The sequence below is a fragment of the Pontivivens nitratireducens genome, assembly GCF_011290545.1.
In the GTDB taxonomy this organism is placed as follows: domain Bacteria; phylum Pseudomonadota; class Alphaproteobacteria; order Rhodobacterales; family Rhodobacteraceae; genus Pontivivens; species Pontivivens nitratireducens.
This window is the reverse complement of sequence record NZ_CP049815.1, coordinates 23,159-47,632: the sequence shown is the minus strand read 5'-3', so window position 1 is coordinate 47,632 and position 24,474 is coordinate 23,159. Positions and strand designations below refer to the sequence as shown.

General features: G+C 62.8%; 17 protein-coding genes. 5 read left to right on the top strand and 12 right to left on the bottom strand.

Features of this window, described 5'->3' with window-relative positions:
• Positions 1 to 2 precede the first annotated feature (2 nt).
• The 4 genes from G8E03_RS16285 to G8E03_RS16270 all read right to left on the bottom strand — a co-directional run bounded on the left by G8E03_RS16285 (position 3) and on the right by G8E03_RS16270 (position 5,155).
• Positions 3 to 2,336 carry a relaxase/mobilization nuclease domain-containing protein gene (locus G8E03_RS16285; protein WP_166195089.1) on the bottom strand — a complete coding sequence of 778 codons (2,334 nt, stop codon included), beginning with the start codon at positions 2,334 to 2,336 and terminating at the stop codon, positions 3 to 5.
• Positions 2,323 to 2,916, bottom strand: coding sequence for a transposase (locus G8E03_RS16280; protein WP_166195086.1), 594 nt, complete (start codon positions 2,914 to 2,916; stop codon positions 2,323 to 2,325). Before G8E03_RS16280 ends, G8E03_RS16285 begins: the two co-directional genes overlap by 14 nt.
• Before the next feature lie 563 nt (positions 2,917 to 3,479).
• Entirely contained in the window at positions 3,480 to 3,686 is a 207-nt protein-coding gene (locus G8E03_RS16275) for a hypothetical protein (protein WP_007120662.1), read from the bottom strand.
• Between the two features lie 539 nt (positions 3,687 to 4,225).
• On the bottom strand, positions 4,226 to 5,155 hold the full coding sequence (locus G8E03_RS16270) for a DUF2493 domain-containing protein (RefSeq protein ID WP_166195083.1): 930 nt from the start codon (positions 5,153 to 5,155) through the stop codon (positions 4,226 to 4,228).
• A 1,217-nt stretch (positions 5,156 to 6,372) separates the two neighbouring features.
• Between G8E03_RS16270 and G8E03_RS16265 the strand changes: the two genes are divergently transcribed.
• The 4 genes from G8E03_RS16265 to G8E03_RS16250 are packed head-to-tail and all read left to right on the top strand — an operon-like array spanning position 6,373 to position 12,936.
• Entirely contained in the window at positions 6,373 to 8,904 is a 2,532-nt protein-coding gene (locus G8E03_RS16265; protein ID WP_166195080.1) for an AAA domain-containing protein, read from the top strand.
• The gene (locus tag G8E03_RS16260) at positions 8,901 to 9,998 is read left to right on the top strand and encodes a hypothetical protein (protein WP_166195077.1); all 1,098 of its coding nucleotides are present in this window, start codon (positions 8,901 to 8,903) and stop codon (positions 9,996 to 9,998) included. The genes G8E03_RS16265 and G8E03_RS16260 overlap by 4 nt, the downstream gene beginning before the upstream one ends.
• Positions 9,998 to 11,518 carry a phospholipase D-like domain-containing protein gene (locus tag G8E03_RS16255; protein ID WP_166195072.1) on the top strand — a complete coding sequence of 507 codons (1,521 nt, stop codon included), beginning with the start codon at positions 9,998 to 10,000 and terminating at the stop codon, positions 11,516 to 11,518. The genes G8E03_RS16260 and G8E03_RS16255 overlap by 1 nt, the downstream gene beginning before the upstream one ends.
• The gene (locus tag G8E03_RS16250; protein WP_166195069.1) at positions 11,515 to 12,936 is read left to right on the top strand and encodes a sigma 54-interacting transcriptional regulator; all 1,422 of its coding nucleotides are present in this window, start codon (positions 11,515 to 11,517) and stop codon (positions 12,934 to 12,936) included. Before G8E03_RS16255 ends, G8E03_RS16250 begins: the two co-directional genes overlap by 4 nt.
• A 203-nt stretch (positions 12,937 to 13,139) precedes the next feature.
• Here the strand turns inward: G8E03_RS16250 and G8E03_RS16245 are convergent, their stop codons facing one another.
• From G8E03_RS16245 to G8E03_RS16225, 5 genes are all read right to left on the bottom strand, one after another.
• On the bottom strand, positions 13,140 to 13,721 hold the full coding sequence (locus tag G8E03_RS16245) for a rhomboid family intramembrane serine protease (RefSeq protein WP_240910511.1): 582 nt from the start codon (positions 13,719 to 13,721) through the stop codon (positions 13,140 to 13,142).
• A 146-nt stretch (positions 13,722 to 13,867) separates the two neighbouring features.
• Positions 13,868 to 14,404, bottom strand: coding sequence for a hypothetical protein (locus G8E03_RS16240; RefSeq protein ID WP_240910510.1), 537 nt, complete (start codon positions 14,402 to 14,404; stop codon positions 13,868 to 13,870).
• Between the two features lie 156 nt (positions 14,405 to 14,560).
• A complete protein-coding gene (locus tag G8E03_RS16235; protein WP_093362910.1) occupies positions 14,561 to 15,289 on the bottom strand; it encodes a DUF736 family protein in 729 nt (242 codons plus the stop codon).
• A gap of 124 nt (positions 15,290 to 15,413) precedes the next feature.
• Positions 15,414 to 15,719 (bottom strand): hypothetical protein, encoded by a 306-nt coding sequence (locus G8E03_RS16230; protein WP_166195066.1) that lies wholly within the window; start codon positions 15,717 to 15,719, stop codon positions 15,414 to 15,416.
• Positions 15,720 to 15,733: 14 nt separating this feature from the next.
• Positions 15,734 to 20,008: a strawberry notch-like NTP hydrolase domain-containing protein gene (locus G8E03_RS16225; protein ID WP_166195063.1), complete on the bottom strand. Its 4,275-nt coding sequence runs from the start codon at positions 20,006 to 20,008 to the stop codon at positions 15,734 to 15,736.
• A 405-nt stretch (positions 20,009 to 20,413) separates the two neighbouring features.
• On the opposite strand from G8E03_RS16225, the gene G8E03_RS16220 reads away from it, so the two are divergent.
• Positions 20,414 to 20,929, top strand: coding sequence for a hypothetical protein (locus G8E03_RS16220; protein WP_240910509.1), 516 nt, complete (start codon positions 20,414 to 20,416; stop codon positions 20,927 to 20,929).
• Here G8E03_RS16220 and G8E03_RS16215 read toward each other — a convergent pair.
• The 3 genes from G8E03_RS16215 to G8E03_RS16205 all read right to left on the bottom strand — a co-directional run bounded on the left by G8E03_RS16215 (position 20,926) and on the right by G8E03_RS16205 (position 24,406).
• Positions 20,926 to 21,582 (bottom strand): DUF6927 domain-containing protein, encoded by a 657-nt coding sequence (locus G8E03_RS16215; protein WP_150282765.1) that lies wholly within the window; start codon positions 21,580 to 21,582, stop codon positions 20,926 to 20,928. The two genes, G8E03_RS16220 and G8E03_RS16215, sit on opposite strands and share 4 nt — an antisense overlap.
• 102 nt (positions 21,583 to 21,684) lie before the next feature.
• Positions 21,685 to 22,347, bottom strand: a complete 663-nt coding sequence (locus G8E03_RS16210; protein WP_166195352.1) for a regulator — start codon at positions 22,345 to 22,347, stop codon at positions 21,685 to 21,687.
• Positions 22,348 to 22,423: 76 nt separating this feature from the next.
• Positions 22,424 to 24,406, bottom strand: a complete 1,983-nt coding sequence (locus tag G8E03_RS16205) for a ParB/RepB/Spo0J family partition protein (RefSeq protein WP_166195057.1) — start codon at positions 24,404 to 24,406, stop codon at positions 22,424 to 22,426.
• Positions 24,407 to 24,474 lie beyond the last annotated feature (68 nt).

The following is a 24,474-nucleotide window of genomic DNA, read 5'->3' as shown; positions in this document are numbered from 1 at the left end:
GCTCAATGGACCTGACCCCGCTCGGTCTCGCCATCCACGTCTGTGGTGCGGTGTTTTTCATACTCGGCGTCGGCGAGATCATCGACCACCTGGCGCAGGGCCTCCGTGTTGGCCGTCGCTGCATCCGATTGCAGGTAGACCTTGGCGACATAGAGCCGGTCGAGGCGGTCCTCGAGAACCTTTTCCAGCGCATCGGCATCGCCAGATGTGAGCCGCTCAAGTTGACGGTTATCAAGCACCCGCGCGATCTCGCCCCGGAAAGCGTCCCGCTCCGCCTCGGTCTCGAAGGGCGCGGACAACTCCCCCGCCCGCTCATGGTCCAGGACACGCGCAATCTCGTCTGCAAGGCGGTCGGCACGGTCAGACTGCGGCGCAGTCCCACCGCGGGCTGCGAGGAGTGCGTCGCGCGTGCCAGACCCGAGCCTGTCGCGCATCTCGGTTTCGCGGCGGACCTGATTGATGACCTCCGTGTCCCGGATCTCGACGACGGCCGCATAGGTCGCGCCGAGACCACGGGCAAGATGGGACGGCATGTCCGGATAGCGCGCGCGCAAGTCATCCGCGACTGCATCTGCAACGGGCGTGCGGACGTCGCGTGCCTCCATGATCCGGTCGACCTCGCGGGTGATCTCGCTGGCGCGGGCTGCATCAGTGATGGACTCCCTATAGGGCTCAGACCGGTCGATCACATCGCCCGGACGTGCGAGCAGCTCCGGGTGTGCCTCGAGATACGCGCGCTGCTCCGTCTCGATCCGGCGCTCCGCCCGCGAGACGACCTGCCAATCCCGGTCCTCGATCTGCTGCGCTGTCAGGCCGTCTGCGCGCATCTCCTGTCGGATTGTCCCTTCCATCGCCCGGACCGCGTCCTCGTGATAGTGGAAGCGCTCGCTGACCGCTTTCTCCTCCACGACCCCATCCCGGCGCAGCACGTTCTGCCGTTCCAGAAGCGTGCCAAGCTCGACATGCACGTCATTCAGGATGTCACGCGCCTTTTCCAAGTCGGCGCGGCGTTCGAGGTTCAGATCGCGCGCCTCGGCCACCTTGGAGAGATCATCGGCGATCCATTGATGCTCGAGAGCCGCATTTGAGGCGCCCGTCTCGATCCGGGCCACCACTTCCGATGTGCTGATCCCGGTGCCCCGCAGCGCCGCGTCAATGCGCGCTCTCAGGTCGGGCTCGGCCAAACGCTCAAGCTGGTTGGTGTCGATGTTCGCCTCGGAATAGATCCCACCATCCGAGGGTGTCTCTGACAGCGTGGATGATCGCAAACCGAGAGGCTGCATGTGCTGGACCTGCGCCTGAATTTCGATGAGGCGTTTTTCCAGCACTGGACGTTCCGCATCGGGCTTCTCGGCAATCATGCCCTGCACCCGCGCCAGCTTCTCCGCATAGAGGCTTCTCAGATCCTCGAAACTTTGATCCTCGGCCATATAGACATCTCCTGTTCGATCCACCTGCCCGCCCCGCGCCAGCACCTCGCCCGCGCGGAAGAGGGCTGCGGCAATATCCTCGCGGGCCTCGCGCGAAGCCTCCGCGGCAAGCGAATGGTAGACGGTTCTGGTGTTGGCGATCTCCGCGAGCGTCCGGGTCAGGTCCTGCCCCACGCGTTCCCGCTCGCGGGGTGCGCGCCCCTCTTCTTTCGCCGCATAGACTTCGCTGGTCCGGGCGGGGTAATGCACAACCCCGCGATCCACCCGGCGCGTGGCCTCCAGGCGCACACCATACTTCTCCGCCTCCTCGACCATGGCGAGGCGGAAATCGTCATAGTTGAACCGATGGTTGCGCCCGAGGAAGAAGAACTCACCTTCCTGCGAACGGCGGTTCAGCACCAGATGCGCATGGGGATGATCGCGGTCCTCATGCACCGCGATGATGTAGTCGAAATGCCCCGCATCGGTCTGGAAGAACCGCTCAGCCACATCCGTCGCGATGTCGCGCACATCCTCGCCCCGCGTGCCGATGGGGAAGGACATGAGCATGTGAGTGGTCTGACCAAGCTTGGGCTTGAAGCCCGCGTCCCACCGCTTGGCAAAGCGCTCGGTGAGGTCCTTGATGTCCTTCGCTTCGAGCTTCGCCTTGCCATCGAGGAACCCGCTACTGTCCACGATATGGGTAGACTTGGTGGTGAGGTAGTCGAGCTGGTTCATCAGCTGCGATTTGGTATGCGTGCCCCCACCCTGGATCGCCTTGAAGACCGCTGGCCGATGCCCTGCTGCCGCGCGCGCAAGCTGGCTCTGCTTGGCGACATACAGCCCCTGCATCGAGCCTCGGATTCGGCTCCAGCCATCCCTGAAGACCTCCCCGGTGACCGCGTCAACCGCATCATTCAGCCGCATGGGCAAACTCCCTCAGCGCGGCCGTGGCCTCGAGCTGCATCGCGTCCCGACGGCGCCGAAGGAGCAGGTCGATCTCATCCGCGGAGTCGAGGATGAACCGCGCCAGTCCGCGCATCTGCGCGAGGCGCAATTCGGAGAACTCCGCACGCGTGCCACCATTAGCCCCCTGCCCCATCTGGTTGGCCCGCGTCATCTGCTTGGCGATCTGCGCGACCCCATTGCCAACCTCGTGCAGAGAGGCGCGGTAGCGCGCCATCTCTGCTGCCATCTGCGCGTCCGGAACGAACACCCCACCTGCCGCCTGGATGAGCCGCCGCAGCCCCTCGGCCCTGCTCTCGATCCCCGCCTTCGCCAACACCGCGTCGAGCGCCTCAAGCTCCGCAGCCGTGACCTTCACACTGACCGCCGAGACCGGGATCGCGGCATCCATCTGACGCTCGGCATCGGCTTTCAGAACGTAGCGCACGGCCCGCGATGTGACCTCGAAACGCTCAGCCAGCTCAGATGTCGACACACCCTCCGCGGCCTCGCGGACGATCTGCATCTTCTCGATCTCTGTCAGGCGTTTTGTTCGGGACATGCGGAAGAAAGACCCCCTATTTCCTGCCACCTTCCACCAAGGCTGCCCCTACCTTACGATAATATACCAAGATGTCAATTATATACTTATGTTGCATGCAGTATCAGGCAGCCTTGGTGTCCGCTTCCCCCGCGGCCCGCAGGGGCGCGGGCCTCTCCCCTCACCCTCGGGCGACGCACCCGTCCTAGGGGGTCCCGTCCGCCAGCCCCGCCCGAGGGTCTGGCCGAACACGCACGTGTTCGGACGGAACCGCGGGCGGGCGCAAACCCCACCGACAGGGCGGACAGGCAGGGTCAAGGAGGGCCAGATTTGGCTCCGCCAAATCTCTGCCGCAAAAACCGGGAGGCCCTAGCCGATAGGTTTTTGTGGATGGCCCCCTTGAGGCTGACTGGCCGGTCTGTCGCGGCCTGATCATTCCGAGCGGTGATCGTCCGTTGCGCGCGCAGCGACCGGCACCAAGAGGAGGCCACCTCGGGCGAACTGACCGCCGGACACGGCATCCCAGGAACAGGGATCGGGCCGCCCCAAGATCGTCCTGGGGCGGCCCATCCTCGCCAGAGGATTTAGTCCTGGGGATCTTTCGCGCTCGGTGGGAACATCACCAGCTCCGAGACCGCGACCGGGAAGTCGAGCTTGAGGCTGAAGAACTCCGAGCCGTCCCCGTTGCGGGTGTTGCGGAACATGGCGCCGACGCGCTGAAAACGGGTGCGCTCCTGGCCATCGGTATCGGTGAACTTGACGGGAACGGTGGCGACGTAGTGGTTGGTCATTTGGGTTACTCCTTATTGCGATGAGGATCACCCAGCACGGGGGCAAGAGGACCGGTCGCAAGCGCAAATGCGGAGGGTCCGCGGCCCCGCCGTGGAAGCCGTATTTGTGCTTGCCGAAGCGTGAGCTGAGGGCACGAACGGGCCGACCCCGTGCGATCCACATCTATGAGCAAAAAGGAGAGACCCGGATGACCCTAGCCATCACACCGCCGCCACCATCCCCGTCCGCGTCCCGCCAAGCCTGGCCGGGGAGCTGACGGAGCCCGCCCGCGTGGATGCGATGGTCCGAAACACGCCCCGAGGAACGTGCAGGGCTTCAGCCTCATGTGCGACGTCTCGACCCCTCGCGCCTTGCGCTGCTTTCGATGTGCGTGAGGTGCGTCCCGTCCCCAGCCCGCACCAATGCGGATGGACCGAACACTGACGGACCGGGTAGAGTGATGACAGTGCCGGCCGCCGCAGCCTGTCGATCACGCGTGACCGACCGCACGCGCCATGAGACATGACGAAAGGGCCGCGCCAAGCGCGACCCCCTCTCTTCAATCCTGCGCAGTCTTCTTCGCCGGGTCCGCAACCCGCATGACCGTCAGACCTTTCGCTTCCGCCTTCTGCCCGAGGTTCAGCGCGACCCCGTTGCCACCGAAGAGTACAACCCCCGTCGCCGCGAACTTGTCGTCCAGCATCTCGTCGTTGCACTTGAACGGTGCCGCCCGCCCGTGCGCGGACCAGCGCGGATCGAAGCGCGCTTGTGCGACCCCGCGTGCCCGAGCCCACCGAGCCGCAATCATCTCCGCCCCGTGCTTGCCACCCTTGTGGCAGAGGAAAATCTCCTGATTGCGGTTCTGCTTGATCCGTTCGCGAACCTTGTCGAGCGTGTTGAAGATCACATCAACATCGGTCCAGTCGGTGGCGCCTGAGACGATCAGGGGCACCCCCTCGACTTTCGACTTCTCGGCAGTCTCGCGGTCGTGCTGCTCCAGGAGCTGCCGTGCCTCGAAGACCGCCCCGGTCTCTTGCGCCCGGACGCTTGCGCGCGAGCCGGCTGCCGGGATGAAGGCGTGACCCGTCTCGATCTCGTAGCATTCCGCCGCTGCCTCGCTCATAACCTCGATGGCGCCGACGATCTCGCGCAGCTGCAGAAAACGGGCCTGCGCCTCTTCGAGCGCGGTCTCGGCGATCTCCGATCCGTCGTGGGATTTTGCCAGCGCGCCGATCTTGTCGGCGGTGCGGTCGACCTCCTTGCCGAGTGCCACCTTGCGGCGCTGCAGGATCGTCGCGAGCCCATGGGCCAGCGGTTCGATTTCGGCTTCAAGCCCGGTCCCGCGCAGCTGGCCGAGCAAAGCCTCGAAGCTCTCGCGGATGATGCGGTCGGTCAGGACGTGATCTTCCGGGATCGGCAGCTGCGCGTCCTTCTCGGTCAGTCCGAAAAGTTCGATGGTCTCGTAGGTGTTTACGGTGTCGTAAGCCATGTCTGGTCTCCAGTGTTCGGTTCCAAGGCCGCCACGTGAGTGTGGGGGCATGGCCGAATGCCTGGTTTCCGAATCTGCCCGGGTCAGGGACGGCGCAGCCGCCGGCTTGCCGGGCGCAAAAGTTTTCCGCGCGCAACACCCGACACATGCGCGCGCTCACGCACGGGACCGCCCCGCACCACTGGCGCCGCCCTCGCCGAAAAGTTTTGCGATCCTTGACGCGGGCTGATTTGGGGGCCATCCGGAGGATATGCTTCCGCGCTCATGTGTGTGTGTTTTGACGGTAGGTTTGCCCGACCCGAGCAGGCAAACGGCCCGACCGGACGCGGGAGACGGATGGAGCGGCGGGATCGTTTTGGCCTCGGGCCAAAACAGACCAGAGCGCAATCCGGCGGAGCGGCCGGGGAGGAACGTGCTCGCGAGGCGGGCAAACCGGGATGCCAGGCGCGACGCCGCGGTGAGGCCGCATGGCCGAATGCGCGACGGACCGAAGGGCCGTTCTCCCCTGCGACACGCGAAGCCGAGCTGGGGAGGCCGACAGGCTTAGACCAAGGTCGATCTGCAGGCGACTACGCTGGCGATTATATGAATTACTTTTCGCAGCATTCGAAGTGATGGCGGAAAACACCAGTTTTCTGCATCACACAAGAACTGTAGCAATGCGCGCCTACGAACGTGATGGTCCTCACTCGCTTGCGGCATGCAAAATGCTATATTCGGCCGCATTCCCGCTATATCTCGGCTTATAGCTGAAGACCCTTTTTTCACGCTATAGGATCGGCCCAAATTGACTATCCAGGTTTCAACCACCGTGAAAAAGGTCCTTGAGCGTTGCACGCCCCTGCTGACCAGCTGGAACGGTTACCCGGTCGCTGCGTGCGATAACCCTGTTCCGCAGTCCCGATATCGGATCATACCGAATTTGCGTCGTTTCGGAGATGACGGCCCGAACAATGCCCGGTGACACGTACCTCTTCTATCCAGTCTTTTCAGATGTGATGCCCTTCTCGGACCGAATGCAAAGATTATGACCCGCACTTGCATCCTGCGGCGATGCGCCCTGACTGAACCTACCCGACAAAAAATATACGGGTGAATCCACCCGCAATATCTGGAAATTTAACCGCATAGCCGAGTTCAATTTATATTCGACGCCCGTTATGGATGGTCCGATAGAGCGTTAAACAGGCGCACTGAACAAGAAAGTAGTTAACCCGATGGCATTTCTCAACTTCGCGGCGATCGAGCCGCATCGAGCCGACATATTGATGAAGAACGCGTTTTTCGGGCTCAAGGCTCCCTATGAATTCCTGTTTGGCGCGAAGAAGCGGTTGGAGGATCCCGACAATCTTCCGAACGTCGCATGGACCGCCGAAGAAGCCCCCTATGAAAAAAACCCGCAGCACTCCAATGGTCGCAAAGGAAAGAAGCCGGGGAAAAAGAGCGACGGTTTCTGGGTGCGCCTGCACAAGAGTGGCGGCGAAGAACTGTCCGAGGCCGAACTGCGGCTCTTTACCGACCCGGACGTCGAGAGGGTTGCCTGGATCGAGAAGCAGCCAACCAGAAACGGTAGCGAGAGACCGACCTTTCCTGAAATCGACATACTCGAGCATGACCCCGATGCTGGACGCCTGCGCCTTGCCGCCCTGCCGCCAGAAGGTGAGCCGCTGACCCTGCGCCCGAACAGCTATCAACTGCGCAAGCAGCTCGAGGCGATCTCGGCGCTTCAGAACCAACCGCATCCTGCCCATCGCCCGCTGCTGCGGCTGCTTCAGCCGCAGTCACTTGCCAACTGGCCACCCCCCGTGCCAGTGCCGGAGCCCGAGTGGTTGGTCTTGACTGATCCCCACCGCCCCGGCGCGTCCGAGCAGCGCGACTTCGTGCGCTACACCCTCTCCACCCCCGATTTCGCCTTGATGGAAGGCCCGCCCGGATCAGGCAAAACCACGGTGATCTGCGAGCTGATCTTGCAAATGGCGCGTATGGGCAAGCGGGTGCTCCTTTGCGCGTCGACCCATGTCGCAGTGGACAACGTGTTGGAAAGGTTGATGGCGGAAGGCAGTGCGCATCGCGACCTTGTCATTCCAGTGCGGATCGGCCGCGATGCAAGCCTTTCCGACGAAGCAAAGAAATGGACCCTAGAACGACTGACGAAGCAGGAACGGCAGCGCCTTCTGGCCTATCTCGGAGGGATTGGGACGCCCGATGCCGCCCAGCAGAAATTGCTGGACGAACTGCGGGCGGCCCATGGGGATCACATTGTCGAACGCCTGTTGCTCGACGGGGCCAATCTTGTCTGCGGATCGACGATCGGCATCCTGCAACATCCCGATATCAAGAAGGGCCGCCAAGCCACGCCAGTCTTCGACATACTGATCGTGGACGAGGCCTCCAAGACAACTTTTCAGGAATTCCTCGTGCCCGCACTTCTCGCGCAGCGTTGGGTGCTGGTGGGTGATCCGAAGCAGTTGTCGCCCTATGTCGATGATGACGGCGTTGCCGCCGCGCTCGACGATTGCCTTCCCGATGAAGACCGCCGCAATGCCTGTGTCGACAGCTTCTACGCACAGACCGGCAAGCGCGGCGCGGCTGCGGTGGTCGCGAATGCGAAGCAGGATAGGATCTGGCGCGAGGAGGCCGAGGCGCGCGGCGTCGCAATCCGGGTACCCGAGGACCCTGACGCTGCCCTCGCCGATATCGTGATAGGCCCTGCGGCGGCCCTCGAGGCCCGGCCGCAGGCGCTTCGCCTTGATCTGGAAACTATTCGCGCTTCTGGTGATGCGCTGACCACCCTGCGCCGGCGCCACGCGGCCAACGGCGACAAGACGCCACCCAGTTGGGGTCATGAGCTCGCCTGGCGTCAAGTGACGCTTTACAGCCTCCGCGACGAGACCGGCGTCAAGGCGGAAATCCTACGCCAAGAGACTGAAAAGCTGTTGCCTGCTGCGGCGGATGACAAGTTGAAGAACGCGATCGCGCTGACCCGTCGAATCGCGCTGCCTTCGGTGCTCGAAACTTTGCGCCAAGGGTTTGAGCGCAGCGGGGATCGCGATCGCGGCAATGCGCTGACAGACGGGCTGCCCGAAAAAGTTTTGAAAAATCGCCATGTGCTGTTGTCTTGGCAACATCGGATGCACCCCGAAATCGCCGACTTTCCTAGCAAGGCATTCTATGGCGGCCAGGCGTTGCATACCGCCGACACGATGTCCGACCGCCCCTGGGGCTGGCGGGAGGACGAGCCGCGCATGACTTGGAGCCATGTTCCCGGGCGCTTCAACGCACGAGAGGGCGGCAATCGTGCTGAGGTCAAGGAGATGCTGCGCGAGTTGCGCGCCTTCGTCGACTGGACGAAGACCAATCCACCTCCGGGCGGCGGGGCATGGGAGGTCGCGCTCCTGTCGCCCTACCGGGTACAGGAACGGGCGCTTCGCCGTGCGGTACAGAATTTGGCGGGCGGAGCCGCGCGCTCGCGCCGCATCGAGTTCGGGCCGTATTGCGTCGCCGATATCTGCACCGTGGACCGATTTCAGGGCCAAGAGGCCGATATGGTTCTGCTGAGCTTTGGCAATACTCACGGCACGCACTTCCTGCGCGCGCCCAACCGGCTGAACGTTGCCCTGACCCGGGCGCGCCATCGGCTGGTGATCTTCGGCCATCGTGCTGGCCTCAAGAGGGCCGGCGGCGCGCTCGGATCTCTGGCCGAAGCCGCACCTTGGGGCCGCAGCATCGCAAAAGGAGAGAAAGAATGATCCCCGCCTTTACCCTGACACGGTCCATGGAGATCCATGTCACTCGTTTCGCCGGTGAGGTCGCCAAGGAGGAAAAGCGGCCCGAATTGATGCCATTCCTGCTGATGGCGCGCGACACTGACGGGATTACTTCGGCTTCAGCAGCAGGCCACCTGCTTGGCGCACGCGAGGGGCGCAGGCAGATCGCCCAACGGCTTCTGGAACAACTCGAGCGGTCCGGCACATTGGAGGCGCAGGGAAATGAGGGCTTCAAACTCACCGAGGCGGGCCACGAGGCCCTGAAGAAGGAAGCTGTGTTCATCGCAGAACGTGGTAGCTGGGAGGTCTGGCATACCAGTGATCCGCTGCTGCCACACAATTTGATCCAGTTGACTGATTATTCGGAATCGAAAGCGTTCGACGAGGTCCGGTATGACGCACCGAAGCGTAATACGGAACGTCCGCACACCACGCTCGACGCGCTTAAGGGTCTGCCCCTCGCGCCGATCATGGGCGGCCAGAGGCAGCGCATCGACGATTTACCGAACAATGTGGAACGGCTCACGTCAAAGACCGGGACGCTCACATGGGAAGTCGCAAAAAAGAGCCTCAGCCTGAAGGTTGGCGAGAAGAGCTTCGATCTTCCTGCTCCGGAGCTTTCCCATAAAGCGACCTTCGAGGCGCTTCTGGAAACAGCAGGATTGACCTCCGACTGGGATACAGAAGCTGAAGTTTTGCACCGAGATTTCGCCAACCTGCCAGACGAGTCTCGGCGCGATATGAGCGAGGATATCACTTTTGCGCGTCCCGTTCAGTTGCTTGACTATGGGAATTTTGACCAGACGACTGTGCGTAGGATCGAGATTAACACCCGCAACCACTTCGATGCTGATGCTTGGGCTGCCTGGCGCCTTGAGGACAGCATCGATGAGGTCGCCTGCTCAAGGCGCTTTGAAGCGTGGTGCGCACAGGCCGCCGCACCCTTCGCGGCTTTTGCGTCGCTCAGGCTCCCTTCCCGGGCAGTCCTTGCCGCCCGCACCCGTCCCGTCCAGACGGGCGCACCGCTGAGCGCTGTCGCTTGGAACCTGACCGCCGCCGAAGATTGGAACCTGTGATGCTGGTAGACCGCCATATCGATTCTGAAGCTCCCCGTACCGAAACCGTTTCACAGATCGGTCGCCCGCTCGGCATGGCCTGGGTGCCGCAACCACGATCCGTATCAAAACAGAGCCTCGGGAATGACGACCTGCTGCCCGCCGATTCCAGCCGCTGTCTCGAAGACGCGCTGGTGAAAATGATCGGCGCTGCGCAAGAGATGGTCGTGCTGTGCAGCTTCCTGCTTGCCTCGGACCGTATGATCGCGGCGCTGGAGGCTGCCGCTCATCGTGGCGTGCGGGTTTACATGATGCTCGCCTCGGAAGCCCGCCTCGGGCAGGAGAGAGAGGAGGATGACTTCTCGAAACACTGCCGCGAACATCATGAGGAGATGCTGCGCCGCCTCGCCCCGCATGCCATGATCCGCAGCGCGGCGGACTATCACGCCAAGTCAGTGTTGATCGACCCCAAAGGTCCGAATGCGCAGGGTTGGCTACTGACCGCCAACATCACTGACGAGGCCCTGACCCGCAACGAGGAGTTGGGGCTTCGCCTGACGTCCGATGAAGTCCGCTCAGTCTTCGTCGAGTTGCGTCATGCTTTCTGGGAACGCGCCGAGCACCGGATGAGCGGCACTGATTTCAGACCCGCAAAGCCCCTCGGAGCCGTCGAGTCCCCCGCTGCGGGTCGGGCCCTTGTGACTTCCCCGCCACGCCGCTCGATTCAGGACACCGCCCTTGAACTGATCAAAGAGTCAGAAAGGCGGATCATAGTCTCCTCCTTCGGCTGGGCGCTGGATCATCCGGTCACCCAAGCCCTGATTGCCCGCGCGAACGTTGGGGTGAAGGTCACTGTACTCGCGCGGATCAGACCCGCGGCAATGCCCGCGCTAGCCGCTTTGGCCGAAGCCGGCGCTGAAGTGTACGGATTCAAATGGCTCCATGCGAAGGCAATCTGGACCGACCGCGACCGCGCCATGATCATGACGGCGAACATTGAACGTCATGGGATGGAGGAAGGCTTCGAACTTGGTCTTTCTCTGGATGGCAACCGCGCGGAGAGTCTGCGGCAAATCCTTGAAGGGTGGGCCGGCACAGCGCAGGCCTGGCTTGATCCCGAAGCGAAGGTCACGCAGGACATGGAAAAGGTGACGCTGTGGAAGGACGGATATCTGAAGGATCTGGAAATCCCAGCCAACCGCTCTGTTAATCTTGGCACCGTCACGATGCGCTCACTCACCGACCCGCTCCCCGATCGCCCGGCTATGCCCGCCGAACTGCCGCTGGCACGTGCGCTGAGCGTGACATGGCGCATCGATCCGCCCCAAGTCGCCACACGGGCGATCCATATTGACGCGAATGGCAAGGAATTGAAGAAGGAAAAAGATGATAGAGCGCCTACGACCTTCCCTGCCTTGATGCGCGAGCCTTCGGGGCGTCGGGTGGTCGTGATCTCGAATCTCGCGCAACTCGAGGCCGCTGAGCGTCTGTTCGAAACGGCCCGCGCAAAGGCCGTGGTTATGACCAGGAGTGCCACATGAGCGGTGAAACCCTGCTGTGCTGGGCTTCGGTCAATCACGGCACGTCGGTCCTGACCGGGGCGTTGGAGGCCTTGGCCAGGCGCGGCCATTCTATCGAGCGGGTGCTACTGTTATTGCAAGAAGGGCGAGAGGCCCCCGAAGACCTACCACAGCACCTGCAGATCGAGACTATGGCGCTCCCTGTCGCCGACCCTACAGACCATGCCACGCTTTACCTAACCCTGCGGGCGAAGCTTCTGCCGCAGATCTCGGCACTGGAAGAACCGCTGCATGTGAATGTCTCGCCCGGCACGCCTGCGATGCATGCGGTCTGGCTTGTGCTGGCGGCAGGCGGTGCCTTCCCGCCCGGCACCCGGCTGTGGTCCTCGCAGCGCCCCGATCCGGGAGCGCCGGCACGGATCTCTCCGGTCGAATTCGCGCCAACAACCTGGCTCTCGGCCCTGCGTGCAGATCTGGCGCAGACCCCGGAACAGGCCACCTACGACCCTGATGCGCTCTCGGCCGACCGGCGCGCTGCGCTGGATCGGCTCGCGCGCTATGCCTTGGTCCCGGGAGTGCCGCTTCTGATCCTTGGTGAGCGTGGCGTGGGCAAGACACGGGTAGTTGAAAGCCTTGTAGCGAGGCTAAAAGGGGGGCGACACGTCGTTACGGTCTCTTGCGGCCACCTGAGGGGAGAAGGTGTCGAAGCGTTGCTGTTCGGCCGTGTGGCGGCCACCAATGACAAGGTGTCTGCGGTTGGCAGAGGACTGCTGCACGAAGCGGACGGCGGGATCCTGTTCCTTGACGAGGTGCAGGACCTGCCGAGGGACACCCAGCGCATTCTACTACTCGCGCTGCAAGGCGGGGTGCGCCGCTGGCGACGGCTCGGCGAGACCGAGCACCAGGATGCACAATTCGATCTTGTCTGCGCCTCAAACCTTCCGATCGACGAACTGGAGAAGTCGCTCGATCCGGATTTCTTCGACCGCATCGCCCATCTACAGGTTGAATTGCCGCCCCTGCGCGACTGCCCTGCGGACCTACAAGCCGACTGGGGTCGCGTCTGGCGCGAGATCGGCTTTCCCGGTGATCCGCCCTGGAGCCCGACGCTGGAGCGCGCTCTCACAGAGGCGCGTCTGCCGCGCAACATCCGCGACCTGCAGCGCCTTGCCGCGATCATCGTTTCAACGCGGCCCGATGGGCCATGGAACGTCTCCTTACAACGCCAGGCACTCGAAGAGTGGCGCGCTGTCGGCGCCCCCCCGCCGGGAGATTTTGGAACCGGCACCCGCAAGCAGCGGCTTCACTGGTTTCAGACACGGCTCGCACTCTGGGCAAAGGAGCGCTACGGCACGTGGGAGGCGGCGGCGTCCGAACTAGCCTGCAACGAAAGCACCTTGCGGGTCGATGCGAAAAGCAAATTTCCTTTTGAAAATTAATGAGGTGACAGATCTGAAAGGTTGAGCCAACTGAAGTTAAGGCCTTCTTGTAAGGCGCTGACTCCCCGACAAGCGACGATGATGTCGACTTATCCGACGACTGTATCTGATTGCTGCATCGTGATCCAAAGGTCTGCAACAAACTAGGAGCGGGCATGCGCCGCGCCAAAAACAACTGGCTACTTTGGGTCGAGTGGCCCGCTTCAGTCCAGATCGACACCGCCGAGGCGCGGCACATGGACATGCGTCCGGACAAGGGCTGCAGCGGCCGCGCCCGCGATGGCGCTGAAGAGATGCGCCTCCCACGAGACGCCGGGTTGGCCCGGAAGAACGCCCCAGAGAATTGAGCCATAGAGGACACCGACCACCAGTGCCGCGCCCAGCGTGATCAATGAGCGATCCACGAAGCCGCGCGCGACGAGGAAGCCAAACCAGCCGAAGACCAGCCCTGACGCACCGATATGGATGGCGGAGCTTCCGAACAGCCAGACGAGAGCGCCGCCGAGGCCGATCACCACGGCGTTCACCGGCAACAAGGCCCGCGTGGTCGTTGCCACCAGCAGACCACCCATCACCAGAAGCGGCGGCGTATTGGCCATAAGATGCGCGAAGCTTCCATGCAGGAGGGGCATGGCGATGACACCATCCAATCCGCTGACGTGACGGGGGATCAAGCCGAAGGCCGGGTTCAAACCGTAGCCGGTGATCCAATTGACGACCTGAACCGCCCAGAGCAGCGCGACAAAAGCCGCAAGCGCCGCGGTGCGCCCCAAGAAAGCGCGCATGTGATACCTGTTCGTCATGGCGACGACAGTAGACAACTTGGCAATGCCTTCAAAGGCTTTCGCGCGGTACCGGGGATGCGGCTGCGGGACCGGAAGTCAGGGCGGCCAACGTGACCACAGCCCAACCCAAGATAGCAGCGTCGATTCTACAGTGAGTTCCGAGGCCGTAGGGGCATGATTTCACGCTCGGGGCGCTTCAGGGCTTCGGCGTATTTGCGGGCATTGTCATCGATCGTGCCGTGCCAAAGCTTCGAGACGAACGCGCGGGCGTCTTGGACTGTCATGTCTTTCAGCGAAGATGACAGCGCCATGAAAAGCTCATCCTCGCTAATCGCAGCGGCGCGGTGCATGGCATCCGCGTAAAATGACGGGTCGTTGAGAACCTGCTCGCGCAGCGGCATCCGCGCGAGGTTCTCCTCCGGGATCGCCATGAAGATCGTGTCCTGAACTTCGGTCAGATACGCACGCCGCGATGTGGACACCGGCTTTCCCGCCGCCTTGGCCTCCAGAAATGCCTGCCTTGTCCTGTCGAGCTTTGCCCTTGCATGGATCATGATGACATCACGCTTGCGGTCAAGCAGCGCAAATCCGGTGCAACGCTCGATATGAGCAAGAAGCTCTGCAACCTCTGCTTCTACATCAAAGCTCTCGAACCACGGAGCTTTTCCCAGTCTCGCCACCATGCGCCTACCTTCGTCCATTCGATAATATATTATCGTATATCATATTCAGCAGATCGCAAGCAGATGGCGCCCGTCATGCAGCCAAACATGGAAAAAGGGGAACCGTGATCCCACGGCTCCCCTTTGGGTTCAGATCGTCTCGCCCTCGCGTGCCAATTAGGCGACCAACGACAGCCCCGTGCCTGCGTCCTGCGGCTGCTCACCGCTGTCGATGAACGGGATGATGGAGAAGGCCTGCCCGCCGCGCTGCTCTTCGTTCTGCACGGCGTTCACGCGCAGGTCGCCATCGGGCGTGTTGATCAGCAGCGACAGGTAGTCATTGCCCGTGCGGCTGCTTTTCGCCATCCAGGCCGAGCCGACGCGGATCGGTGTGCCCCGGGGCGAGCTGACCTCGATACGGTAATCGGGGTGGGTTTCCTCGGATTTGTAGCTGTTCTCGATCAGCATGAACTCCAGATCGAACATCATGTTGGCGATGTAGCCGGTGAAGGCGTTGTCGGCGTCCATGGCGGTGAGCTCCCCCGAGATCGAGCCGGATTTCATCAGGCCGTTCGAGACCAGAGGGATGATCTCGAATTCGCCGCTTTGGGCCGCGCGCGCCTCTTTCGTCTGCACCGCGTTGACCCGGAAGGGGCCCAAGCCGACATCGATCTGCATCGAGATGTAGGGGTTGCCGCTGGTGTTGCCGGTCTCGTTCCAGGCCGTGCCGATGCGCACCTTGCGGCCTGATTTGTTGACTGCCGTCACGTCAAAATCCGGGCTGCGTTCGGACATCTTGGCCCGCGCCTCCAACTGGATGGCGATGTCAAAGCGCGTCGAGTGGATCATGCCGGTGTACTGAGCGGCTGCGGTCTCGACATTGCGGGTGAGGGTTCCTGCGAACATGGGATGTTTCCTTTTGGATTGGCCGGTGCCTGACGTCCTTGCCAGCGCATCCGGGATTGCTTTTTCGACCCCTCCTGGGATCACAAACCAGAAAGCTCGCTTTCCTTTCTTCCCAACCTTCAGTTCAGCGCTGTCGCCTGAGAGATTCTGCCACCTCCCCGCCGGGTACGACGCCCCTCCCCTGCCCGTCTGCTCTCAGTTGGCTGTCCTGGCTCTTCTCGTCGCCACCCTCCGGTCCAGCGATAAAGAACTCTGCTTCCTCCCCGTTCAACCGCTGCCCGCTCCGGTCGGTCAGCCCGATGGTGCTGCCGTTCGGCTCAAACGTAATCAGGTATTGGCCGAGGCTGTCCTTGTGCACGCGGTAGCCGGTGTTGGCCCAATGCACGGTCCGACCGGCATCGATGGCGGCTTTGATCTCTTCGAGTGTCATGATCGTCCCCTCGCCTATTCTGCTGCCACTGAAGTTACGTCCCGCGTGGCGTCTGGTCCGGTTCCAACAATCCGGGAGAGGATGCCCAATGTGTCGATCCCATCCCCATGCGGCAGGAACACCCGCAACTGGAAGGCGATGATCTCCGTGAAACACCCCATGGCCTTGAGACCTTCAATCATGCCCCGATCCGCACCGCCCAGCTCGAGACGCATCTCGCCTGCGACCCGGCGACGGGTCAGGGTGAGACCCTGGCCCAGATCGACCGGCGCCGTGGCGCCGAGCGCAGCGGTCAACATCTCCTGCGGTGTTTGCGGGTTTGAGACGAGGAAGCGGGCGCGCAGCGCGGCCGCCCCTTCTTCGCTCAGCGTGCGCCCGATCATCGCTGTCGCCCCGTCCGGCGTGACCCTGTAGATGCGTTCATTGGTGGTCGGGATGTCCTTCCAGATCGGCAACAGCAGTCCTGTCAACAGGTAGAGCTTGGTCGTGGTGGTCTTGGGCAGGGATGCGGCCTCGGCATCCCAAAGTCCTGCAAACTCGGGCCTTCCGATGTCTTCCCAGGCCGAGGACTCGAAGCGCGTCTCTTCGAGGTAGCTGGAGCCATTGGGCCGCACCGCCTTGCGCATGAGCGTGACGATATCCTCGTCATACATCTGCATGGGCCGCGCCGAGATGAGCGCCGCGCGGCCAGACGCTCGGTTGACCATCGGCAGCTTGTCGGGATTGCGCGACATGGCCTCTTCGGCGCCCAGGAAATGCACTGGGTCGGTCACCTCAAGCCCGATGATCCGCGTCACCGCGCCAGATTTCGGGCAGGTCCAGAGATCTTCCGTGGAGACCTGTTCGATCCTTTCGCCACGCAGGGTTTCCACGCCGAGATCGAGCGTGCCCGCCGCACGCGCCCGTTCAGTCTGATCGGCAATCCGGCGCATGAACTCGGCAAAGAGCGCGTTCTGCATGTGGATGGGCAGGGCCAGAACCCGGTTCAGAAACCGCTGGATCGGGGGAAGCTCCTCAAGGAGCACCCCATCCTTGTCGATCAGCCGCAAGGCCGTCCAGTCGGTGAAGCTCTCGTAGCTCATCGCCTCGGCCCGCCCGGCGGCAAGATCGGCGAAATACCCGCGCAGCGCGGCCCGTGCGATCGGGCTTTCCAGATTGTCCTCCTCGCGGAACATGCCCTGCGAGCCGGTCTCGCGCTGACCCTTGGTCAGGGCCCCCAGCTGATCGAGGCGCTTGGCTATAGTCGAGGTGAAGCGTTTTTCGCCATGCACATCCGAGGTGCAGACCCGGAAGAAGGGCGCGCTGACCTGAGCCGAGCGATGCGTACGGCCCAGCCCCTGGATGGCCGCATCGGCGCGCCAGCCGGGCTCCAGCAGGTAGTGCCGCCGCCGTTTCTGGTTCTTCGCCGTTTGCGCCGCGTGATAGGACCGGCCCGTACCGCCCGCGTCGGAGAAGATCAGGATATCCTTTTCGCCGTCCATGAAGGCTTGGGTCTCGGACGAATTGCTGCTGGCGCTGCGCTTCTCGATGAAGAGATGGCCATCCTCGGCCTTGAGTGGCCGGATGAACCGCCCCGTGACTTCTGCCACGGCCTCATCGCCAAATGCCCAGAGGATCTGATCGAGCGCCGAGGGGATCGGCGCCAGCGTCATCAATTCCATCATGGCCGCGTCACGCAAAGCGAGCGCCTCGCGCGAGACAACGAGCGCCCCGGTCTCATCCCGCAAGGGTTCCGCCACCATATTGCCGTCGATCTCCACGAGCTTTTGCGCATGGATCGGGAAGGCCTGTTCGAGGTAGCCCAGAACATAGTCGCGCGGCGTCAAGGCACCCTCGACGAGTTCATCCTCCGGGTCCATCGCCTCAAGCCGACGCTTCAGCAGGCTCTCGCCTGTCGAGACAACCTGGATGACGCAAGCATTGCCTGCCGCCAGGTCGTCCTTGATCGCACGGATGATGGTCGGGGCTTTCATGCCCATCAGGAGATGGTTGAAGAAGCGCTGCTTCGTGCTCTCGAAGCGGGACTTGGCCGAGGCGCGTGCGGCCGACGCATTAGTTTCCCCCGAGGCGTCGTTGACGCCGGTCGCAGTCAGCGCCGCTTCGAGATTGTGGTGGATCATCCGAAAAGCACCCGCGTATGCGTCGTAGATCTCGATCTGGGCCGGGGTCAGCGCGTGTTCGAGCACGTCATACTCCACCCCATCAAAACTGAGGGCACGCGCCGTGTAGAGCCCGAGCGTCTTGAGATCGCGCGCGACCACCTCCATGGCAGCCACGCCGCCGGCTTCCATCGCAGAAACGAAGCTCTCGCGGCTTGGGAAGGGGTATTCGGGGCCCTGCCCCCAGAGCCCCAGCCGCGCGGCATAGGCGAGGTTGTGGACGCTCGTCGCACCCGTGGCCGAGATGTAGAAGACGCGAGCGCGGGGTGCTGCCAGTTGCAGCCGGAGGCCAGCAAGGCCCTGCTGGGAGGGTTTGACCCCCCTGCCCTGCTCGGACCCGGCCGCGTTCTGCATGGCATGGGCCTCATCAAAGGCCAGCACGCCTTCAAAGTCTTCGCCCATCCAGGCGAGGATCTGGCTCAGTCGCGTGGTGCCGCATTTGCCCGCGGACCGCAGCGTGGCGTAGGTGACAAATAGGATGCCGTCGCCCATCGGGATGGACTGGTCCGGTTTCCACTTGGAGACCGGCTGGATGTCGGCGGGCGAGCCGCCGAGATCGGTCCAGTCGCGGATGGCGTCCTCGATGAGCGTGGCGGATTTGGAGACCCAGATCGCCTTCCTGCGCCCGGCCAGCCAGTTGACAAGGATGAGCCCCGCGCATTCGCGCCCCTTGCCGCAACCGGTGCCGTCGCCGAGGAAATAGCCAAGGCGATAGGCACGTGCATCCGGGTCATCATCGGCGCGCGTCAGCTTGGTCTGGTCGTCATCGATGGTAAACCGACCGGGCAGGTCGCGCCCATGGGCGTCATGCGCCATGATGATGGTTTCCAGCTGCGCCTCGGAGAGGTGACCCTCCTCGACCAACCGTGCGGGCAGGCGCAAGTCATCACGACCCGTATTTGAGGGCATGGGCGGGGCAACCGAGGCCATGGCGATGCTCTCGACGAGCGGGGTGGGATGTTCCTGCGCACCCGCGATCTCGATCCGTTGCGGACGGTAGCGCGCATAGATGTCCGAGATGGGCGTGTTGTCGCGCGGGATATCAAAGCTCGTGAAAGTTAGCGGGACAACGGCATTGGCCCGAGGCTTGGAGGCGGCGACAGGCGCAGCGGCGGTCTTGCGCGGAGCAGAGGATGGAACGGTCAGCCGCCCGTTAGGGATCGCCGCTGCCTGTTGTACGGGGCGCATCTCCGTCCGGGTTGAGGCCACAGCATCGACATATGCCAAGGCTTCATCCAGATCCCGCACAGGGACGCGGATCATTTCGCCGTCCTCCTGCACCTTGTCGAAGACCATCAGCTGGGTTTCGACAGAGGTGCCGAGCTTGCGGTAGACCTGCCCCGGCATCGTCAACGCCAAGCGCGGCGTCAGGAGACCGCAGGCGCGTGACCAATGCGCGGCATCGCGTTCGGGCGCGAATCCCGGCGGCATGATCGCCACCAGGCGCCCACCTGGTGCCAGACGCTTTGCAGCCGCGACGAGATGTTTGGCGGCGATGTGCTTGTCTCGGGAGCGATCGACCGAGGAGGCGAAGGGCGGGTTCATCACCACGACGTCGGGTAGAACCGGCGACTGCAGCAGATCGTCGATATGCTCGCCGTCATGGCCCGTCACCTCGCCGCCGAAAACCGCGCGCAGGAGGCGCTGGCGAAAGGGGTCGATCTCATTGAGCACAACCGTGGCACCGGTTTGGGCAGCGAAAGCAGCCAGGGCACCGGTGCCAGCCGAGGGCTCCAGAACGGTCTCGCCCTTGCGGATCGCCGCAGCCCGCAAGACCAGCGCCGCAAATGGCAGCGGCGTGGAAAACTGCTGCAGCCGGATCTGCTGCTCTGACCGGCGCGTTTCCGTGAGAAGCCGTGAGGCAAGGAGCTTTGCAGCGGCGATGTCACCTGCCGCGCCGTCCCCACCCAGCAGCACCTGGATGGCCGCAGCCTGCATCATGTCATAGGCTATGCGCCAGTCCCAGGCGCCCCCGGCATCACTGCCATGAAACGTCTCGCGCATGATGCGCGCCAGCGCTGAGCTGCGCAGGGGTTGGTGGTCGACCTCCGCACCGATCTGCACGAGGGCAGAGGCGAGGTCAGTGTCGGAGATTGAGAGAGCCGTTTTTGCCGGTTTGGGCTTGGACATGGGGGTTTCCTTTGGATCAGGGTCTGAGTTCCAAAGGACAAAAAGCCCGCTTTCGCTTTTCGGGATGATGAGCTCAGACCAAGAGGCATCCAATCTACGGCCGGCCAATCAAACGGTTTTTCGGAGTTGGATTAGAAAACTGAAAAACCCGCCGCAATGCGACGGGCTTTTGCTTTCTTTGTGCAATGAGGGGAGGCATAGTGCCCGCAATCTCAAAGCTCACGCTCTATATGGCACCGAAAGTCTTTACTGTCAATGTATCCACCGTTCACGGCTGATGAAGAACACCACCTTCCGAACGTCCTATCCGCACCTAGGTTTGCGACCTATCTGCGCGAAACCGGCAATGATAGGACGCGAGCTCTCCACCTATACCACTGGAATCTTCAAGTATCAGCCGCGTTCATGGTTCCACTCCATGTTTTGGAAGTTGCGCTGCGAAACGCGATCGTGGAAGCAATCGAAGCTGTCCATGGAGGAACATGGCCTTGGACACAAGGCTTCATCCGTTCGTTACCGAACCCGCGCGGTCCGGCATACAGCCCCAAACGAGACCTCGAAGGTTGCGCAGCACAGCAACCCACTGCCGGAAAGGTCGTCGCCGAACTGAAGTTCGTGTTTTGGGAGAAGATGCTGACAAACAGGCACCAAGGCAGACTGTGGGACGATCATTTCTACGCAGTGTTTCCGGACGCGCCTCGTGGTGTCGCTGCCAGCCAGCGCCGATCTGAATTAAGGTCTAACATTGAAGCCGTGAGGAGGCTCCGCAACAGAATCGCACACCATGAGCCTGTTTTTCCGCGCGCCCTTCAGGATGATTTTGATCGGATCATCCGCTGCATAAGATGGCGCAACGAAACGACCAGCAACTGGGTGCTGGAAATCGAGACGGTGCGCGCACTACTCGCAGTGCGCCCCTAAGCGTCCCGCCCCGCTAGGAATTCCGCCAGCACAGGACTGGCCGCGCCCTTTGCGGAGCTGAGCAGCTCTGAGCCCGCAAGCGAGGCCTTCGACAGGCGTACGAGCCCACCGGTTTCCTCGATGCGGTAGCAGCGGCGTTTTTGCCGCCCCCGCTTGTAGTACGTCGCGGTGACGATCTGGCATGTACTGCCATCGGTGAGCGTCACGGGCGTGGCGAGCCTGATCTTGTCGCCTTCCTCGTAGTCCGGGATCGCAGCCCAATTCCGGCAGCGCTGACGCCAGTCCTGGGCGTAGCTGTCCGGGTCTTTCAAGTCGGAGAGAAGTTCGATCAGCCCAAGGGGCGCGCGAGCCTCGTTCGGGCCAGCGCTTTCCTCCATGTCCTTGTAGCCCCAGCAGCCGTCATCATATCGGGTAAGGAATACGGCGGCGAAAGTGATGGAGCCATCCGCATCGGTGACATAGGTCGTGTCTTCGACAGGGGTGCCGTCGATATTTGTGACCTTTGCCGCCGCGTACCAAGTCGAACCCACCTTGCAGGCTTTGACCAGTTCCGTCTTGCGCCTTTCGCCCTCGAAGGTGCACAGCCGAGCAATCTCCGCTTTCTCATCCGCGTAGGTCTGGACGCGGCCGTCGGTGTAGAAGAGCCAACCCATTTCAGAGTCCTTTCTCTCGTTTGGAAAACTGTTGTCGCCAATGTCCCGAGAGGGCCGCAGGCCCGGCAGGGTATTGGCGATGCTTGTTTGAGAAAGGGCGCGTTACGCCGCCCTCCGGTCATCGATTTCCATCAGCGCATCGAGCGGCACGCGGTAGGGCTGCATGGCGTCGAAATCCTCGCAACGTTTATGGGAATGATTTGAAGCACCAATACCCTGCCGCGCTGCGCGCTCTCGGGACATTGGTGCTGCATCTTCTTCTTCGTATTCCCAAAACGCCGAATTGCCGCAGTTCTGAACGATTGCGAAGGTATCGCAGGCATCCTTGAGGATGACCCGGAAGGTGCCGCCGATGAGATAGTCCGAGGCCCGGCTCACGAAGACGCAGATACTGTGGCCATCGGTGGCGAGCCGGATCGCGCCCCGCCCCCGGTCGATGAGCACCTGCACATCGTCGAGGATGTCGGTGTAGAACTGGCCGGTCAGATCGCGGAACGCCATGCGGCGCTGCGCCATCCAGTCGGTGTCCCGGAACGGATTCATGCCGTCGGCGAAGGCGAAGGATGGATCGGCCTGTTCGGTGGTGACGATACGGGTGGTCGTGCAATCGATGCCGTTCGAGCGCAGATGCACACCATTGCCGACGATGAGGATCAAGGCGGGTCTGTCCACGGGTCCGTTCCAGTTGGGCAGGAAGGTCTGGCAGGCGCGCGCATGAGCGATCTGCGTCGCGACAGCGGACGCAGAAAACTTGAGAATAGCCATGGGGATGTCTTTCCATAGAGTTTGAGGGGGTCGACCCGCACGGGCGGCATGGTCCACGCGCGGGTCGCGTGGTTGCTCAGGCCGCTTGTGCGACCTCGCTGTCAGGCTCCGGGGTTTCCGCAGTGGGCTCCGCCTCATCAAACGCGACACCGGCGGTCTGCATCATCGGCGGGCACCAGGCGGCCACGGCAGCGCGCTGCGCGTCCGTGAGTGTGGCGAAGGGTTCGGCGAAGAGCTTGTCGCAGAAGGCGACGATTTCCTTCTTGCTGGATGAGGCCAGCGTCACCGCCTCCTGGGCGAGACCCAGATCCTCGCCGAGGATCTTCAGGAGCCAAGCCTTCTTGAAGCGGTTGAAGAGCGCCGCATTCGGCGTCCAGTGGGCGCGGATGTCGGGCATGACCTCGATCTCGAACGCATGCATCAGGCTGTCGCGCTGGCGGTCCCGCGCGAAGCAGGACTGCGTTGTGCTGGCGGTTGCAAAGGCGACGAGCTTGGCCTTCTCGCCGGCCTCCAGCGCGCGAAACGCCGCGAACTGATCGGCGGGCGCGCGGGTGTCATCGAGCCACAAGAGATCAAGCGCATCATGCGCCGCCGCCACCTGATCGAGGGAGGTCTCGTCGATCTCGTCGATCTTGGCATGGCTGCGGTATTCCTTGCGGGCATCGATCTTGATCGCCTGCGTGACACTCATTCCACTGGCCAGAACGTCACTGACCAGCTTGAAGAGCGTCAGATCAAGCGTGGCCTCCGGATGCAGCGCCATCGCGGCGCCAAGAGCCATGGCCCGCTCGGTCTTGAGGTCCTCAGCCAGCGAGGCCGGGTAGGTAATTTCGCCTGCGTGCGGGGCTTCCTCCCCGCACGTGTTGGCCGAGGAACCACGAACGCCCTCCTGTTTCACGATGTCCTCCGGGCGCACGAGGCCCACATGGAGGGTCACTTGCCCGCCCGACCAGGACGCGATAACCCCGGCGCGGGCGAGATCCTCGGCGCTGTAGGCCTCCTGCAGATCGCGGGCTTCCTCTTCCAAGGCGTCCACGCGGTCGTAAATGGCGTTGTAGGCACCGTCCTCGAGCCCCTCATCCTCCATCTCGAGCTGCAGTTTCTCGAGCTCAGCGGTGATCTCATCGATGCGTTTCTGGGCGGCCTCGTCGGGCTCAACGGGGCCGGGATAGACGCGGCCATACTCGGCCATGGTCGTGTAATCATAGCGGACCATCGCATCGGCCCAGGCAAAGCCCAGCCTCATACGGGCCTCTTCGGCGGCGGCCCCGAGCTTCTCGAGCAGGATGGTCTCGACCAGCGCCGCATCCTCGAGAACGGAATGGTCCTCCAGAAGATCGGCCGCGACGGCGCCGCCGCGTTCCTCGTAGTCCGCGCGCACGAAGGCCCCGATATCGTCGCTGACCTGCACACCGCGGGATTTGAGTGCCTGCCGGACGGTATAGGCCTGCAGATAGCCACCGTCCTTGGTGAGCGCCTCATAGACCTCGCGCTGCACCTCCTGGCTGGGGTGCTCGGCAAAAGCCTTCATCGTATCGAGCGTGATCACCTTGGCCCGGGCTGCGGCGCGGATGTCGGGGTGGATCAGCCCGTAGCGCAACCGGCCTTTGACAGCTGCCACCGTGGTACCGAAAGTCTTGGCGATCGTCTCCGGCGTCTGTCCGTCGAGCTCCATCATCCGCGCGAAAGCCTCGAACTCGTCGATTGCGTTCATCGGCGCCTGCGTGACGTTCTCGGCGAGCGACAGCGCCGTGGTGACGTCACAGTCCTCCGGCACAAGGCGGCAGTCCACCTTGGTCTTTGCGGCAAATTCTTTGGCTGCCTTGTCCGCGACCAGTTCCTTCAGCGCGGCATGGCGTCGGCCGCCGGCGAGCACAGCGTATTTGCCGTCGAGCTTCTGGACGAGCAGCGGTTGGAGCAGACCCAGAACCGCGATGCTGGCTTTCAGATGCGCGATGTTTTCGGGGTCATAGGTCTCGGGGGAGTTGCTGCGCACATTGGCCGGATGCGCTGTCAGATCGCCAATCGCGACGGTGAGAGGGGCAAAACTTGTGGTCATGGGATATCCTTCCAGGTGGGTGAGGTGTGGCCCGCGCGCGCGCGGGCGTGACCAATCCCCGGCTTCGG